Below are 12,455 nucleotides of genomic sequence, written 5' to 3'. Positions count from 1 at the left end.
AGCAACAGCAGGTGCTGAGTCGCAAGCTCAAAGGCCATGATGCCTACTATGGCATCACCGGCAATGCCAAGGCGCTCTCGCGACTGCGGTTCGAGGTTCAACGGCGTTGGCACAAGTGGCTCAATCGCCGCTCGCGCGCGACGCGCCTGAACTGGTCGGCGTTCAACTGGTTGCTCAAGCGCTATCCCCTCCCGCCCGCGCGCCTGGTCCATAGCATCTATGCCACGTAGCGAACGTCTAGGCCGAGGAGCCGGATGCCCGAATTGGGCACGTCCGGATCTGTGGGAGCCACGGGTGAGCAATCACCCGTGGCGACCCGGCATACGCCGGTGAGGAAGGCGAAGCGGATGTGGGCGTCGGAGTCCTTGATCACCGAGTAGAGATTAGGCAGCCCATCGCGCATCGCGCGTGCAATGTTAGGATCACGCAGGTTATCGAGAATGGGCTTGTCGTACTCGTCGATCAGCACCACCACGCGCTCGCCGGTTTTCGCGTGGGCGCTGCGGATCAGTTCCTCGAAACATCATGCAACATCGGTGCCATCAGTGCAAGCGAGGTTGAGCGCCTGCTGATTGTTGCGCAGCAGCGCCAGGATGCGCCGATCGAGTTCGGCACGGCTTTGGACGATCCCGCCGCCGAAGCTGAGCCGGATCACCGGGAAGTGCCTTGACCAATCCCAACGATGATGCGCCTGAAGCCCCTCGAACAGCGCCTGATTGCCGCTGAACAACTCGCCGAGCGTGTCCAGGAACAGGCTCTTGCCGAAACGCCGCGGGCGCGAAAGAAAGTAGTGCGTGCCCTCCTCGATCAGCCGCAGCGCAAGGCCGGTCTTGTCGACATAGTAGTAGTCGTCTTCACGGATCTTGCGGAAGGTCTGGATGCCAATGGGGAGGTGTTTACGGAGCATGGGAAAACGTCCGAGGGCGGGCGGGCTGCACTATTCAAGCTCGCCAAGCCAGCCAGAATTTGCGCAGCGGGGTGAGGCCGATGCGTTGATCGGCAACGTCGAAGTTGCTGCGCTCAAGGGCGCTGAGCAGATCTTGGTGCAAGCGCAGTTGAACTCGAATGGCGGGTGTTAGCCTGGAGAGTGTTTGGCCTGATTTGTGGGCCTGAAAGGCGCCCCATCCCTGGCGGCACTTGGGTTGATTGGCTGTGGCTTGGCCGACGGTGGCTTGGCCGGCTTGAGTCTGCTCGGGATCGCGCTCGCGCTTGGCCCGGTCGGGTGATGCCGCAAGCAGCTGTTCGGCGAGCGGTCGCAATAGCTCGGGCAGGCGTTGGCGGCCGCCGGCGCTGGCGAGCTGCTCATGACTGAGCTCGGCGGCGGCGAGCTGGTCGGCCGGGAGTACCTCGCGACCGCGGCGCAGTAAGAGGCCAGCGTCGCGGATGCGCCGCACCTGGGCGCACCAGCCGCCCGCGCGCCGCGCTGTTGTGAGCTGGTCTTGGTCGTCGGCGTCAGCGCCTTCGCAGCGGGCGATGAGCTCGAACAGGGCGCCGAGGTCTTGCTCGTCGCTCTGGCGCTGTGCCTCCTGGTTGGGGTGGCGATGCGCGCGCAGAACACGATCGACCCCCTCGATGAGGTCGATGAAGGCGGGTCGAGGAAGACGGTGCTGGGCGACGACCGGAGCCAGGCGTTCGCTCAGCGGATGCCGTGACTCGCCGGCAAAGAGGCGATCGATCTCGGTGCGCCACCAATCGAGCTTGAGTTGGGCAATGCCGGGATCACTGACCTGATCGGGGATCGCTTGCAGCTCGGCGCGCAGGGCGAACAGCGCCGCGAGCACATTCCGCTGTGGGGCCGGGCTCATGCGCACCGCGTAGTAGGCACTGGAGCCCGCTGGGGTGGCGCGATTCGGAAAGCCCCATTCGCGGCGGGCGGCGCTTGGAGCCTGATCTGCGCGCGTCGCGCCGGCCTGATGATCCCTGTTGGCCGCCGACATCAGTTCAGCCTGGAACGCTGGTCCAGGGTGGGACACTGGCCGAGAGTGCGACGCTGCTTTAATGTGAGTCTCATGCGATTCCTTTTCCAGGGTGGCGCGGCGCCATGAACGTTAAGGTGCGGCGCTGGCCCTGGGGACTCGATCGGCATTGGCTCGGGTCAGCTCGCCGCGGCTGAGACGCCGCTGAGCGCATCGACGTGGAGAAAGCGCAGCACCTCGAGCGGATGCGCGAGCAGCCCGTCCGCGCCCCAGTCACGCGGATGCAGCTCGACGCCGAGATAGCCGTAGAGCGCGGCGAGGGTGCGCATGCCGGCGGCGCGCCCGGCGAGGATGTCGCGATGATCGTCACCGACGTACCAACAGGCCCGCGGATCGCGGTCGATCATGCCGCAGGCGTGGAACAGCGGGTCCGGATGCGGTTTGGCGCGCGCCGCGGTATCGCCGCTGACCACGCAAGCGGGTTGGATCGGCAGCGCCATCGCCTCGAGCAGTGGATCGGTGAGCCAGCCCGGCTTGTTGGTCACGATGCCCCAGCAAACGCCCTGGGCGTCGAGCGCTTCGACCAACGCGCCGATGCCCGGAAACAGGCAGGTCTCGCAATGGATGTCGGCCGCGTAGAGGTCGAGATATTCGCTGCACAACGCCTCGTAGTCGGGATCGCCGGGCACCCGCCCGAAGCCGACCGCGAGCATCCCGCGCGAGCCCGAAGAGACGTGACAGCGCGCCTGCTCGAGCGGTACCGGCGGGCGGTCGTAGCGTGCCAGCAGCCGGTTCAGCGCGGCGGTCATATCCGGCGCGGTGTCGGCGAAGGTGCCGTCCAGATCGAACAGCACCGCGCTGGGCGGCATCGGCTCAGGCATCGGTGCCGCGCGGCATCTGGCAGGTCACCAGATAGTTGACGTCGATATCCTGCGAGAGCCGATACTGGCGCGTGATCGGGTTGTAGCTCAGCCCGCTGACGTCGGTGATGCGCAGCGGCGTGGCCCGCACCCAGCGATCGAGTTCGGAGGGGCGGATGAAGCGCGCGAAATCGTGGGTACCGCGCGGCAGCAGATTCAGCACATACTCGGCGCCAACGATGGCGAGCAGATAGCTCTTCGGGTTGCGGTTCAGGGTCGAGAAGAAGACAAAGCCGCCGGGGCGCACCAAGCGCGCGCAGGCGTCGATGATCGAGCCTGGGTCAGGGACATGCTCGAGCATCTCCATGCAGGTGACCACATCGAAGCTGGCCGGGCGCTCGGCGGCGAGCCGCTCGACCGGCATCCGCCGGTAATCGACCTCGACGCCGGTCTCCAGGGTATGCAGCTCGGCGACCTTGAGCGGTTCCTCGCCCATGTCGATGCCGGTGACCTTGGCGCCGGCCAGCGCCATCGCCTCGGAGAGGATGCCGCCGCCGCAGCCGACATCGAGCACCTCGCGTCCGCTCAGGGGCATGCGGCTCTGGATGTAGCTGAGCCGCAGCGGATTGATCTCGTGCAGGGGTTTGAACTCACTGTCCGAGTCCCACCAGCGCGAGGCGAGGGCCTCGAACTTGCTGACCTCGGCGTGATCGACATTCTGTGTAAGGGTGTTCTCGAGCATAAGGAATTCGATTGGGCCATAGCGCCGCGGTTGGCGCTGTGCGGGGGTGTGATTAGACATTGGCTGGAAAACCGTAAGGTGGTGGGCTGATCCTGAGCATCGGGCCGTCCTCGCCAAGGCGCAGCTCGCCGGCTTCGGCGGCCTGGATCTCGGCGACCACCAGCATCTCGCACGCACCGGACGCAGTGCGGCGGGCCTCGACCACACGCCCCGGCGCTTGCTCCGAGCTGCTGGCGGGCGAGGCGAGCGGTGTGCCCGGCGCGGGCGGCTCGGCATCGGCGTCCAAGCGGCTCTGCGCGAGGTACATACGCCGTTTGAGTTTACCGAGATACTGCATCCGCGCCACCACCTCTTGGCCGGTATAACAGCCCTTGTGGAAGCTGACCCCGTCGATCAGGTGCATGTTCGCCATCTGTGGCACGAAGCTGTCGCTGGTCTCGGGCCAGACGGTCGGCAGGCCGGCGCGGATATCGCGCAAGGCCCAGAGATCGGGATTGGCCGGCTCGGCACCGGCAGCGCGCGCGGCTTCCCAAGCGGCGCGCGCGGATTCGACCGGGCCGATGAGCAGATAGCGCGAGGTCGGATCGGCCACCCGGATCAGCGCGGTGTCGCCGGCGCGCACCATCGCGTTCGGCTCGCTCGGCAGGCTGCCGAAGGCATGCGTGAGCGATTCATCGGCGCCATCACCGACGATGCCGAGGCAGACCAAGGCATCGCTGGCCTCATCGATCGTCGCCTTGGCGCGCAGCAGGAACAGGCGCAGGCGCTTGAGCAGGGTCTCCATCTGCACCCGCGGCAGGAGCAGGAACAGGGTCTGCTCGAGGCGCAGCATGCGGAAGTTGGCCAGCATCCGCCCCTTGGGGCTGCAATGGCTGTTGAGCTGGCTGTGGGTCTCGGAGAGTTCGCGCAGGTCGTTGCTGAGCTGGCCTTGGAGGAACTCGGTGGCCTCGGGGCCGCTGACCGCGATCAGACCGAGGTGCGAGAGATCGACCACGGCACAGTCGGGCTCGGCTGCGGCATGGTCGAAGCGCGCAGCGCCGTCATCGCCGATGCGTGCGCCTTGAGACTCGAGAAAGGCTTGCCAATCTTGATGCATCTTGGGGTACTCGTGCGTCGACCGGCCGAGTGGCAAGGGTGCGGGCCGGCTTGGTGTATTGGGGTTCGATCGGGCTGTGCCGCGTCGATCATAGCGGATTGCGTCGCGCGCTGAGCGCAGCTGATATCATCACCGCTGATCACTACTTCTGGAGATAACAACACATTGTCCTCCCATCAAGCCATCCCGCGCACCGGCAGTCTGGTCGTGTACAAGAGCCGCCCGGCGCGGGTGCTGGCCGCGGCGGAGAAGATCGAGATCGAGATCGAGGGCGGGCAGACCAAGCGCGTGCGCCCGAAGGATATCTTCTCATTGCATCCGGGGCCGATCGCCAGCTTGGCCGAGATTCGCCCGCCCGAGGTGCATCCGCAAGAGGCCTGGGAGCTGCTCGAGGACACCGAGACCGATCTCAAGGAACTGGCCGAGCTGCTCTATGGCGAGCACAGCCCTGGCGCGGCCTGGGGCGCTTGGGAGCGCCTCAGTGAAGGCCTCTGGTTCGAGGGCACCGCCGAGGCGTTGCGACCCCGCGCCCTCGAGCTGATCGAACGCGACCGCGCCGAGCGCGAGGCCAAGGCGCAAGCCGATCAGGCCTGGGCGGCGCTGCTCGAGCGCCTGCGCGAGAAGCGCATCGAGCCCGGGGATCACGCGTCGCTGCAGGAGGTCGAGCGGCTCGCCAATCTGCAGGGCGAGCACAGCCGGATCCTCAAGGCGCTGGGCTTCGATGAGACGCCGGTGAGCGCCTATCGGCTGCTGGTTGCGGTCGGTTATTGGTCGCCGACGCACAATCCCTATCCGACCCGGGTCGGGGCGCCCGAGGGCAACCCGGCGCTGGCGATCCCGAGTCTCGCTGACGCAGCCGCGATTCCCGGCGAGCCAGCACGGCTCGATCTGACCCATCTGCCGGCCTTCGCGATCGACGATGAGGGCAATCAGGACCCGGATGACGCGATCAGCCTAGATGGCGATCGGATGTGGGTCCATGTCGCCGATGTCGCCGCACTGGTGGAGCCGGACTCCGAACTCGACCGCGAGGCGCGCGCGCGCGGTGCCAACCTCTATCTGCCCGAGGGCACCATCCACATGCTGCCGGTGGCCCTCACCGAGCAGCTCGGACTTGGACTCCAGGCATGCTCGCCAGCTCTGTCCATCGGGCTGCGGCTCGATGCCGAGGGCGAGATCAGCGACATCGAGATCCACTCGAGCCTGGTGCGGGTGCAACGGCTCAGCTATGCCGAGGCCGATCGCCGGCTCGAGGAGCCGCCGCTGGCCGAGCTGGCGCAGCGCGCCGCGTGCTACCGCAACCGCCGTCTGACCCAGGGCGCGGCTGAACTCGATCTGCCCGAGGTCAGCGTGCGGCTGCACCAGGGCGAGGTGCTGATCCGCCCGGTCGAGCGCACCGGCGCGCGCGCCATGGTCACCGAGATGATGCTGATGGCCGGCGAGGCGGCGGCGCGCTACTGTTTGGCACGCGAGCTGCCGATCCCCTTCGCGACCCAACCAACCCCGGAGCGCATTGAGCAGCCAACGACCATGGCCGGCATGGTCGCCTATCGGCGCCTGTTCAAACCCAGTCGTACCCTGGTCGGCGAGCCGGGTCGCCACTTCGGCCTCGGGCTCGACGCCTACACCCGCGCCACCAGCCCGTTGCGCCGCTACGCCGATCTGCTGGTGCATCAGCAGCTGCGCGCGCATCTGCGCGGCGGCGCGCCGCTGAGCGCCGAGCAGGTGAGCCAGCGCGCCGGCGAGGCGGATCAGGGGGGGCTGATCGTGCGCCGCGCCGAGCGGCAATCGAATCAGCACTGGAAGCTGGTGCATCTGGCACAGCAGCCACAGTGGACGGGCGAGGGCGTCGTGGTCGAGCTGCAGGAGCGCAAGGCCACGGTGCTGATCCCGGCGCTGGCGCTGGAGACGCGCGTGCGCGCCAAGCAGCCCCTGGCGCTGGATCAGCGCGTGCCGCTGGCGCTGGTCGAGGTCGATCTGGCGCAGGCCGAGTGTCAATTTCGCGTTCAAGGTTGAAAGCTGACAGCCACAGGCCCGAAGATCGCGTTAGAGAAGATCGAGACCCGACCACCCCCAGTGATCCCTCAGGAGGATGCCTGCATGATGTGTTTACGCCACCTGATCCCGTCGACGCCCCCGCGTCTGCTCGCGCTGCTGCTGATGGTCCTCGGCACCTGCGCGCTGGCCGCCGAGGCGACTCGCGATCCCGGCCAGCACTTCTTCAACCAGACCTTTGGTGATTTCAGCGAAGAGCTGGAGACCGCCCGCGATGAGGGCAAGGCCGGCCTCCTGCTGATGTTCGAGATGGACGAATGTCCGTTCTGCCAGCGCATGAAGACGACGGTGCTCAACCAACCCCAGGTGCAGGATTACTTTCGCGAGCACTTCCTGATCTTCCCGGTCGATGTCGAGGGCGATCTCGAGATCGTCGACTTCGAGGGCCATCCGGCGACGCAGAAAGACTTCGCGCTCAAGCAGTTCCGGGTGCGGGCGACGCCAGTGTTCGCGTTCTTCGATCTCGATGGCACCCTGGTTGCCCGCTACACCGGCGCCACGCGCGATCGCGAAGAGTTCATGCTGCTCGGCCAGTATGTGCTCGAAGGCGCCTATCAGGACACCACCTTCACCAAATACAAGCGTGACGAGCGATGACCGATTCCGATCACCCCACCGAATGGGCCGGCGCGCGCTGCATCCGGTGTTTCGTCAGCGGCCGCGTGCAAGGCGTCTTCTTCCGCGCCTCGGCGGCCAAGGAGGCACAGCAGCTCGGCATCACCGGCTATGCGCGCAACCTGCCCGACGGCCGCGTCGAGGTGCTGGCCTGTGGTGACGCCAGCGCACTCGAGCGCTTCAAGGCCTGGCTGCATCATGGTCCCACCGCCGCCGAGGTCTCGGCCGTGGCCTGCGAGACGCAGGATTATCGACCGCTGAGCGGGTTTGCGACGCGTTGAGCGCTGGAGGCTAGGACGCGGGCGACCGGGGATCGCGCGCGCGATCGTCCTCACCCGACGCCTTGCTCGCGAGACGCTCGATCCCGGTGTGCAGGCTGCCATCGGGCTCGAGTTCGAGCCAGCGATAGCCTGGGGGCCGGTCGTCCAACGCGAAGTCGTCACTCCCGGGTTTGAACTGGGCGCAGGTGGATGGCGTGGCCAACAGCCTGATGTGACCACGCTGGCGGTCGAAGGCCTGATGCACATGGCCGCAGAGGATGGCGCGCAGCCGGGGATGGCGCTCGGCGAGGGCCATGAGCGCGGCCCCGTTCTCGATCTGCATGGTGTCGATCCAGCGACTGCCCACCGGGACGGGTTGGTGGTGGAGGCCGATCAGCGCCGGGCGTTGCGGGGCCGCCGCCAGATGCTGCGCGAGCCGCTCGAGGGTGTCGGGACGCAGCCGCCCGCCTTCGGAACCGGCGATGGTCGAATCCAGCAGCAACAGATCCCAGGGGCCGAGCGGTTCGAGGCGACACGCCTGGTCGGCGCCGGGATCGACCTCGGTCAGGAGGTCGAGGCGGTCATGGTTGCCGGGGAGGCAAAAACAGGGGCAGTCGATCCTGTCGATCATCCGCCGTAAGTATCGATAGCCTTCGACCCGCTCGTCATGGACCAGATCGCCGGTGAAGAGGATCGCGTCCGGTGGCCAGTGTTGTCTCTGGGCCTGGGCCAGCACCTGCTCGAAGGTCGATCGCGTGCATTGGCCGAGCAGCAGACGCTCAGGTTCGGCATAGAGATGGAGATCGGTCAGTTGCAGCAGGCGCATGGCGTTTGGTGGGTCCGTGGGGTTGGGTTCTGTGGGATCAGTCGGCGATGGGGAAGCTGACCGTGATCGCGACCGCCAGGACGAGGGCATTGGCGAGCGCGGCGACCAGTGGATGTCCGGTGCGTCGATAGATCCAGCCACTGAAGAGGCTAAAGACCACGAACAGGATCAGGATGGCGGGGATGATGATGACGAGGAAGAACAGCTCCTCGAGATTCAGCACCACCGCCAGTATCAGTGAGAGCAGGAACAACGCCTTGGTGAGCGCGTAGCCACCGATGAAGGCGCCACGGCCGCGCGTGAGCCATTCATCGGCGATGAACCAAGCCAGGGTCGCGACCAACAGCATGAGCAGGGTGGCGAAACGGTGTCGGTCGGGCAGGAAGGCGGCGACGTAGCGATCAGTCGGCAAGGCGATGGTCAGGGTCTGATAGGCGATGACCGCCAGCAACGCGATTATGAAGGCCGAGTAGGAGGGGGTTGCACGGCTGCGCCCCACGGGTTGGCCGGCGGCCTGAGCAGGGGAGGGGACCTGGCGCGACCGGCGGCGGATCACCGCCAGCATGAGTCCGGTCAGCGCGGCATAGACGAGGAAATGCAAGGCGATGTAATCGGCGATCGCGATCGCCAGGAAATCGGTGGGGAATGGCCATAGGATCAACGGTGTGAGCAGCGCCGGCAAGAGCGCCGCAGGCCACAGCCGGCGCCAGGCCAGACCCGCCCCGAGCGGTTCGCTGCTGATCCGTGGCAACAGGCGCGAGAGCGGCCAGGCGAGCAGCACGACGCCGAGGAAATAGAGCCCGAGCCAGGGACCACGCGCGTCGACCCAGCCGCTGCCCGCGTGCTCGAAGACCTGATCGAGCCAGCTCAATGCAGCCTCGAGGGCGCTGGCGCTGTAGAGCACGCCGATGTGTTCGACCTTGTCCGCGATGACCAGTCGCCGCGCGCTGCCGTCGCCATGGTCGCCGTAGGTGACGTTGGGCTGAATCGCCTCAGCTGGTCGATCCGCCACGGCCGCGACCGCAGCGCGACCTTGATCGTGGATCATCCGCGGTTCCCATGCGCCGTAGATGAAGAGCAGATTGTCCGGTGTGCGGCCGGGTGTATGCGCGCCAAGATCCTGCGAGAGGTAGGGCGAGACGGCGACGAGCGCATCCAGATCAGCGGCAGGACCGCCAGAGGACCCCTGAGCGGCATAGCGCACGGCGATATCGCCGGCCATGGAGTGGCCGAGTAACGCCAGGCGGCCCTCGTATTGCGGCAGCGTGCGGGCGTAATCGACCACGGATGCGAGCGCATCGAGCAGGATCTGGGTACGGCGCTGTTCACCGATCTCGCCTTCGAGCGGGCGCGGATTGGCGCCATGGCCGGGGAAGTCGAAGTTCACGGCGACATAGCCATTGCGCGCCAGGGTGCGGGCAAAGGAGGCCATCATCTGGCGCGAGCCAGAGAAGCCGTGGGCGATGACGACCACGGGCGCGCGGTCGGTCTCGGCCTGCATGGAGACGGTCACCGGCGTCTGCTCGAGCCTGACCTGAGTCTCGCTCAGCCCCCGGTCGGCGGCGATCAGCCAGATCAGGCCGGCCAGCATTGGGATCAGTGCGACGCCGGCGATGAGGCCGTCGAGCAGCCGCCAGCGGACGAGCGGCCAGCGCGCGGTTATTGGGCGTGCGTTCATGGGGTCGGGTGCTCGCGGTCGTGGGTTGGCGGGCTAGCTAGCGGGCCGAGGTCCATGGTCGATCAATGCAGGAAAGGGCCGTCGTCGCCGAGCTTGCCCGGTCCATCGAGTACCCAGATCCCGGCTGAGTTGCCCTTGACCTGAAAACTCAGCTGGCCGTCGCTGTGCTGCTCGGCGCCGGTGACCGCATCGCGGTAGTGTCCGGGGCGGATATCGCCGATGTCGACCTGCTGGTCAGTGCCGATGGCCAGGCCAATCACTGCGTAAGAGCCTTCGGCGCAGAGATCGCGGACGAAGCTCATGCCGCTGCCCCATTCGTTCACCTGGGTCATCGGGGCCTTTTGCAGCGCGGGAATCGAGCGGCGGATCAGATTCAGCCGTTGGAGATGGCGATAGAGCGGATGGGCCTGGGTTTCGGCGATGCGCTCATCCTCGAGATGGTCGCCGAAGTAGGCGCGGCCGGTGGTTTCGAGGGTATCCTGCTCGCCCTCGACATCCTGTGGCGCGCCGCGCATGAAGGCGATCTCCTCGCCGTAGTAGAGGCAGGGGATGCCGCGCGCGGTCCAGAGCAGGTTGTAGGTCGCCGCGGCCATCCAGTCCTCGCCCTTGAAGCGGTATTTGAAATCGTTGTCGGGGCCGACGTCGTGGTTCTGCAGAAAGGTGACCAGGCTGGTCGCGTCGCCGTAGATCCAGTCCATCGACAGCACCTGCGCGGTGCCGGCGAAGGTGCCCTTGCTGACGGTGTCGCGGAAGGTCGAGAACAGGCCGAAGTCGAGCTGCGGGAAGCCGGAGTCGCCGCCGCTGTTCGGGTCGCGTGGGTCGGAGCCGAGGCGGGTGTACCACCAGGGCCGGATCTCGCTCGGACCATTGTCGCCGCCACCGAGATCGCCCCAGCCATAGCCCTTGACCAGGTTCTCGCCGAACACGAACAGGCCAGGCTTGTGCGCCTTCCAGGCATTCACGTACTCGAGCAGGTTGTCGCGCTCGACGTGCTTGACGGTGTCGATGCGCAGCGCATCGACGCCCATGTCCAGATAGCGATTGATCGCGCCGATCAGATAGTCCTTGACGTTCTGGCGCTCGGTGGCGAGATCGATGCAGTCGCCGGCGAGATGCTTCTGCTGCAGCGGATGCGCGCTCTCCCAGTCGCCGCCGCAGATGAAGCCGTCCTGGTGGTACCAGTTCGGGTCCAGGTTCTGGGCATCGATGCCGAAGAAGCGGCCCGGATCATAGCCGGGCTTGGGCGCCGTCTCGCTGGTCTTGGGGTCGACCAGTGGCTCGATGCCCTCGGGGTCGCGCGCGTGGCGCTCGCGGTACCAATCGGGCGCGACGGGATTATCGATGTCGTCGCGGTTGGGCCAGGCATAGTGGCCGAGGTTGCCCTGGTAGGGGCCATGATCGATCTGGCCCTGCTCGGCGCCCTGCGGCACATAATATTTGATCGGCAGATGGTCGATGTGGACCTGGCCGCGGATACCGTATTGGCAGGAATGGTTGACCACCACATCCTGGATGATCTTGATACCCTTGGCGTGGGCAGCGTCGATCAGATCCTGATAGGTCGCGTCGGGCGATTCCAGCCGGGGGTCGATGCGGGTCCAGTCGTAGGGATGGTAGCCGTGATAATCGAGGCCGGAGCGGTTCTCGACCGGCGGCGTGATCCAGATCGCGCTGAAGCCGAGGTCGCGGATGTAGTCGAGCTTTTGGATCAGGCCCTTGAAGTCGCCGCGCCAGTGCGGGTCGATGGCGTTGCCTTGATCGTCGAAGCGGATGCGGTCGCGGCAGAAGGCGTTGTTGGACGGGTCGCCGTCGTAGAAGCGCGCGGTGAGGAGGAAATAGATGGTCTCCTCGCGGAAGTCGGTGCGCTCGGCTAGCGGGCGTGGGCCGGGTTGGGGACTGTGCTCCGGTAGCGGCGCCGGAGCGATCCCGGCCGGTGGTGCTGTCGGCTGTCCCGCCAGTTCCACTTGTCCCGCTGCCTTTGCGGTTCCCTGTGTTGAGTCTTTCGTGGCTGCAGCGGGATCGCCGGCATCCGCTGCGATGTCCTCAAGCGCGGGCCGTTGATCCTGCCAACCGCTGTCGAGCCGGTACCAGCCACTGCGATCTCGAGAGAGATCCGGGCTTTGGCGGCCCTGTCCATCATTGAAGACCAGATGCAGCTGGTGGGTGTTTGTGAACTTACAGCGGTACCAGCCGGGTGCATCAGGGTCTGGCGCCATGCTCACTCCCGGCCAGTCGCTGGCGTCTCCGGCAGGTTGCCGGTCCCAGTAGTGGACGTGGAGGGTCTCGGCCCAGTCGCTGGGTGGCCGGAAATACAGGACGAGGTCACTCATAAGGCGTTAGGTCGATCGCGTCGATCATCGGGGGCTCGGTGTTGATGGCCTAGTGTAAGCCTTGATGCCATCGGGCG

General features: G+C 66.4%; 10 protein-coding genes and 2 pseudogenes. 4 read left to right on the top strand and 8 right to left on the bottom strand.

The features are described 5' to 3' along the window. Positions 1-230, top strand: a pseudogene (locus tag CCR82_RS14000) (group II intron reverse transcriptase/maturase); the annotation flags it as partial. Positions 231-316: 86 nt separating this feature from the next. Here CCR82_RS14000 and CCR82_RS13995 read toward each other — a convergent pair. The 5 genes and pseudogenes from CCR82_RS13995 to ygfZ form a co-directional block, all read right to left on the bottom strand. Beyond that, a pseudogene (locus CCR82_RS13995) lies at positions 317-907 on the bottom strand (AAA family ATPase); the annotation flags it as partial. Between the two features lie 34 nt (positions 908-941). After that, positions 942-1,937, bottom strand: a complete 996-nt coding sequence (locus CCR82_RS13990; RefSeq protein WP_201246411.1) for a squalene/phytoene synthase family protein — start codon at positions 1,935-1,937, stop codon at positions 942-944. Between the two features lie 158 nt (positions 1,938-2,095). Next, positions 2,096-2,797, bottom strand: coding sequence for an HAD family hydrolase (locus CCR82_RS13985; protein ID WP_201246410.1), 702 nt, complete (start codon positions 2,795-2,797; stop codon positions 2,096-2,098). Continuing rightward, positions 2,790-3,518 carry a bifunctional 2-polyprenyl-6-hydroxyphenol methylase/3-demethylubiquinol 3-O-methyltransferase UbiG gene (ubiG, locus tag CCR82_RS13980; protein ID WP_201246409.1) on the bottom strand — a complete coding sequence of 243 codons (729 nt, stop codon included), beginning with the start codon at positions 3,516-3,518 and terminating at the stop codon, positions 2,790-2,792. Before ubiG ends, CCR82_RS13985 begins: the two co-directional genes overlap by 8 nt. A 52-nt stretch (positions 3,519-3,570) precedes the next feature. Next, positions 3,571-4,614: a CAF17-like 4Fe-4S cluster assembly/insertion protein YgfZ gene (ygfZ, locus tag CCR82_RS13975; protein WP_201246408.1), complete on the bottom strand. Its 1,044-nt coding sequence runs from the start codon at positions 4,612-4,614 to the stop codon at positions 3,571-3,573. A 165-nt stretch (positions 4,615-4,779) separates the two neighbouring features. Between ygfZ and CCR82_RS13970 the strand changes: the two genes are divergently transcribed. From CCR82_RS13970 to CCR82_RS13960, 3 genes are all read left to right on the top strand, one after another. Beyond that, positions 4,780-6,630 carry an RNB domain-containing ribonuclease gene (locus tag CCR82_RS13970; protein WP_201246407.1) on the top strand — a complete coding sequence of 617 codons (1,851 nt, stop codon included), beginning with the start codon at positions 4,780-4,782 and terminating at the stop codon, positions 6,628-6,630. Positions 6,631-6,717: 87 nt separating this feature from the next. After that, positions 6,718-7,266, top strand: a complete 549-nt coding sequence (locus CCR82_RS13965; RefSeq protein ID WP_201246421.1) for a thioredoxin family protein — start codon at positions 6,718-6,720, stop codon at positions 7,264-7,266. Further along, the gene (locus CCR82_RS13960) at positions 7,263-7,565 is read left to right on the top strand and encodes an acylphosphatase (RefSeq protein WP_201246406.1); all 303 of its coding nucleotides are present in this window, start codon (positions 7,263-7,265) and stop codon (positions 7,563-7,565) included. Before CCR82_RS13965 ends, CCR82_RS13960 begins: the two co-directional genes overlap by 4 nt. Positions 7,566-7,575: 10 nt before the next feature. Here CCR82_RS13960 and cpdA read toward each other — a convergent pair whose 3' ends face one another. From cpdA to CCR82_RS13945, 3 genes are all read right to left on the bottom strand, one after another. Then, entirely contained in the window at positions 7,576-8,370 is a 795-nt protein-coding gene (gene cpdA, locus CCR82_RS13955; RefSeq protein WP_201246405.1) for a 3',5'-cyclic-AMP phosphodiesterase, read from the bottom strand. Between the two features lie 37 nt (positions 8,371-8,407). Then, the gene (locus CCR82_RS13950) at positions 8,408-10,048 is read right to left on the bottom strand and encodes an alpha/beta hydrolase (protein ID WP_201246404.1); all 1,641 of its coding nucleotides are present in this window, start codon (positions 10,046-10,048) and stop codon (positions 8,408-8,410) included. A 62-nt stretch (positions 10,049-10,110) separates the two neighbouring features. Then, positions 10,111-12,378 (bottom strand): alpha-amylase family glycosyl hydrolase, encoded by a 2,268-nt coding sequence (locus tag CCR82_RS13945; protein ID WP_201246403.1) that lies wholly within the window; start codon positions 12,376-12,378, stop codon positions 10,111-10,113. Between the last annotated feature and the right edge of the window lie 77 nt (positions 12,379-12,455).

The sequence above is a fragment of the Halochromatium salexigens genome (genome assembly GCF_016653295.1).
In the GTDB taxonomy this organism is placed as follows: domain Bacteria; phylum Pseudomonadota; class Gammaproteobacteria; order Chromatiales; family Chromatiaceae; genus Lamprobacter; species Lamprobacter salexigens.
Note: the sequence above shows the minus strand (reverse complement) of the source record. Positions and strands in the feature narration are given on the sequence as shown.

What these genes read in the sequence shown, in the direction of transcription:
- CCR82_RS13990 (WP_201246411.1), bottom strand. Translation starts at nt 1,937, where the DNA reads ATGTCGGCGGCCAACAGGGATCATCAGGCCGGCGCGACGCGCGCAGAT.
- CCR82_RS13985 (WP_201246410.1), bottom strand. Translation starts at nt 2,797, where the DNA reads ATGCCTGAGCCGATGCCGCCCAGCGCGGTGCTGTTCGATCTGGACGGC.
- ubiG (WP_201246409.1), bottom strand. Translation starts at nt 3,518, where the DNA reads ATGCTCGAGAACACCCTTACACAGAATGTCGATCACGCCGAGGTCAGC.
- ygfZ (WP_201246408.1), bottom strand. Translation starts at nt 4,614, where the DNA reads ATGCATCAAGATTGGCAAGCCTTTCTCGAGTCTCAAGGCGCACGCATC.
- CCR82_RS13965 (WP_201246421.1), top strand. Translation starts at nt 6,718, where the DNA reads ATGTGTTTACGCCACCTGATCCCGTCGACGCCCCCGCGTCTGCTCGCG.
- CCR82_RS13960 (WP_201246406.1), top strand. Translation starts at nt 7,263, where the DNA reads ATGACCGATTCCGATCACCCCACCGAATGGGCCGGCGCGCGCTGCATC.
- cpdA (WP_201246405.1), bottom strand. Translation starts at nt 8,370, where the DNA reads ATGCGCCTGCTGCAACTGACCGATCTCCATCTCTATGCCGAACCTGAG.
- CCR82_RS13950 (WP_201246404.1), bottom strand. Translation starts at nt 10,048, where the DNA reads ATGAACGCACGCCCAATAACCGCGCGCTGGCCGCTCGTCCGCTGGCGG.
- CCR82_RS13945 (WP_201246403.1), bottom strand. Translation starts at nt 12,378, where the DNA reads ATGAGTGACCTCGTCCTGTATTTCCGGCCACCCAGCGACTGGGCCGAG.